The sequence below is a fragment of the Sporosarcina sp. P12(2017) genome (assembly GCF_002743035.1).
In the GTDB taxonomy this organism is placed as follows: Bacteria; Bacillota; Bacilli; order Bacillales_A; family Planococcaceae; genus Sporosarcina; species Sporosarcina ureae.
Genome location: NZ_PDYL01000035.1, coordinates 1 through 2,452, shown reverse-complemented (window position 1 = coordinate 2,452; position 2,452 = coordinate 1). Strand labels below are relative to the sequence as shown.

3 protein-coding genes are annotated in these 2,452 nt (G+C 41.9%); all 3 read right to left on the bottom strand.

The genetic code is table 11. From position 1 onward, the window contains the following. A partial coding sequence (locus CSV80_RS17155) for an ATP-binding protein (protein WP_199084011.1) occupies nt 1-274 on the bottom strand: 274 nt, incomplete at its 3' end. Next, nucleotides 271-1,806, bottom strand: coding sequence for an IS21 family transposase (gene istA / locus CSV80_RS17150; RefSeq protein WP_099671839.1), 1,536 nt, complete (start codon nt 1,804-1,806; stop codon nt 271-273). The genes istA and CSV80_RS17155, both read right to left, overlap by 4 nt. Nucleotides 1,807-2,311: 505 nt before the next feature. Continuing rightward, nucleotides 2,312-2,443, bottom strand: a complete 132-nt coding sequence (locus tag CSV80_RS17145; protein WP_255407671.1) for an ATP-binding protein — start codon at nt 2,441-2,443, stop codon at nt 2,312-2,314. Between the last annotated feature and the right edge of the window lie 9 nt (nt 2,444-2,452).

Here is a 2,452-nt window from a genome sequence, read left to right as displayed (position 1 = left end):
CTAATTCTAAGATGAGACTCTTATCTAGTCGGCGATCTGGATGGTATTCAATGTCTTCAATGGCTGCTGTTGGATTTTCAAAAGTTGCCTGTTTAATCAATCTTTCCAATCGGTTAGATTTTCGACGATCGTATTCATAGTCAACCAGAAGGTTGAAACGATCATCAAAATCCATTGCTTGATAATCTTTGTTCTGGCTCTGTTGTTGATATAGCTCTACCATGGCTATCATTTTCATCTCAGTTAATTTACGTAATGTTTCTTGGTTCATCATTTGTTTTCCCCTCCAAAGTATTTAGCTCCACGGGTAAAGCCGTGGTTTTCATGTCGATTAATTGGGTTATTGTCTTTTGGCTTGCTTTTATTTCGCCTATCCAAAATCCCTTTTAACACAGGTATGGTCGGATTAGTGGAGATCTCCAGTAATGTTTGGATTGCCGCTTCTAGCTCTTCCTTTGTATGCTTGGTGGAAACATTCCGTAACGAGCTGAGAATAGTGAGTGCTTTCTTTTCTGGATTATGCTTTAAAATATAAGCGACCAACCGTTCCATAAAAGGTCCGATGGACTCTGCCCATTTCTGATTGTTTTCCGGTGTATGCTCTAGGTATGCTCGGTGATTATCTGGCATATGGTCTGTGTTTGTCGAAAACTGTCCCACTTCACCACATAACCGTTTGTGAGATGCAATTCGTACTTCCTTAAAGTACACTTCAAGTAGATCCGCGGATAACCGAACATCGACCTGTTCACGGACGTACTCATACGGAACGGAATAATACATGCGATCAACTTGGATGTGGTAGTTCAGTTGAACCTTTGCTGTTTTCCATTCTGCTAGTTTGTAACGGTTTGGAGGAAGTGGTTGAAGGTGAGATTTCTCCTCTTCCTCAAATATCTTTTTGCGTGATCCAGGACGCTTTTGAAAATCGATTTCGTTGATTTCTTCTAGTTTTTCATGGATTCGTTTATTAAGATCTTCCAAGTGAAAACATTGATAGTTTCGTAAAGACGCAATAATTTGGCGTGAGATGAATCCAACTGTTCCTTCCACACTGGCCTTGTCTTTTGGTTTTCGAACTCGACTGGGCACAATGATTGTCCGATAGTAATCTGCCAGTTCGCGATAGGCTTCATTAAGGAGTGGCTCTATTCGTTGAGCTTTAATCACTCCTGTTTTTAGATTGTCAGGTACCAAAGTTTCCGGCACCCCATCAAAATATTCATACGCTCGAATATGAGCAGACAGCCAATTGGGCGATTTCATATCCAGAAATGCCTCTACGTAGCTGAATTGACTGTAAGGTAAGGTCGCGATAAAGATATAAGCAGGAATGCGTTCCCCGGTAAATCGGTCGGTTACATGCAGGGTCGAGCCTGCCCAATCTACTTCCATGATTTCACCAGGCTTTCGGCGAATAGGCATGGTCAATTTATACTTTCTTGCGTATTTCCCATACTGTTCGCAGAACGTTCTATACGCATAAGGTATTTTTCCACCTTCACGTGCCCCTGCCGCATACTCATAATGCAATAAGGCCAGAGTGACATTCTTTTTTTGCAACTCTTTATGGACCTTCTCCCACTCGATAGGGAAGTATCCCTTTTCACTTACCTGCTTCTCAGGAAAGAGAAGCTCCTCCAACCATCGGTTGGTCGTCGTGTCGTTCAAACTTTCTAAGCCATGTTTCTTGGCACGCCGAACGACCTCGGAAACCGTATTTCGGGAATGACCAGTGCTAGAACTAATGGTGCGCTGACTGATTCCGTCAAAATACAGTTCGAGGATTTTACGACAATTAACCATAAAAAAACCTCCTGTATAATAAAATTGTCATGCTTGTATGCATGCGATTTCAATTATACAGAAGGTAATTTAATTAGTAGGGTGGCTCTAACGTCCGCATTCACTGGCTCAATCGTCCGCACTGGGTGGCTCAAAACTCCGCAGGGGTGGCTCAATTCATATGCAATAATCACATTTTGTATGATCGCGAATTGTCAGGTTAGTGTCTGAATTGTATAATGCACAGGTAGCGATTTTTTTTACACGATTAGTTGACTTTTCATTTTGCATGCTCTTGAATTGTCAGACTAGTGTCTGAATTGTGTGGTGCACAGGTAGCGATTTTTAATTTACCATTCAAACACCCAGACAATATATCCTTCAATTGACTATCTGCAGCTCGTTTTGTCGTTTCTATTTCGACTTTACTGGTCAGCGTCTTGCTAAGGCATTACCATGCAAAAAAGCCAACCAATCGTTTGTACGACAGATAACTATACATTTTGTATGCTCGTGAATTGTCAGACTAGTGTCTGAATTGTATGATGCACAGGTAGCGATTTTTAGTACCCCCACCAATCAATGAAATAGCAGAAGCGGAATGGTGAGGTTGGCGATAAGGCGGACGCAACGTCATCCCCTGCTTTTCCCGCGCCAAATGATATAA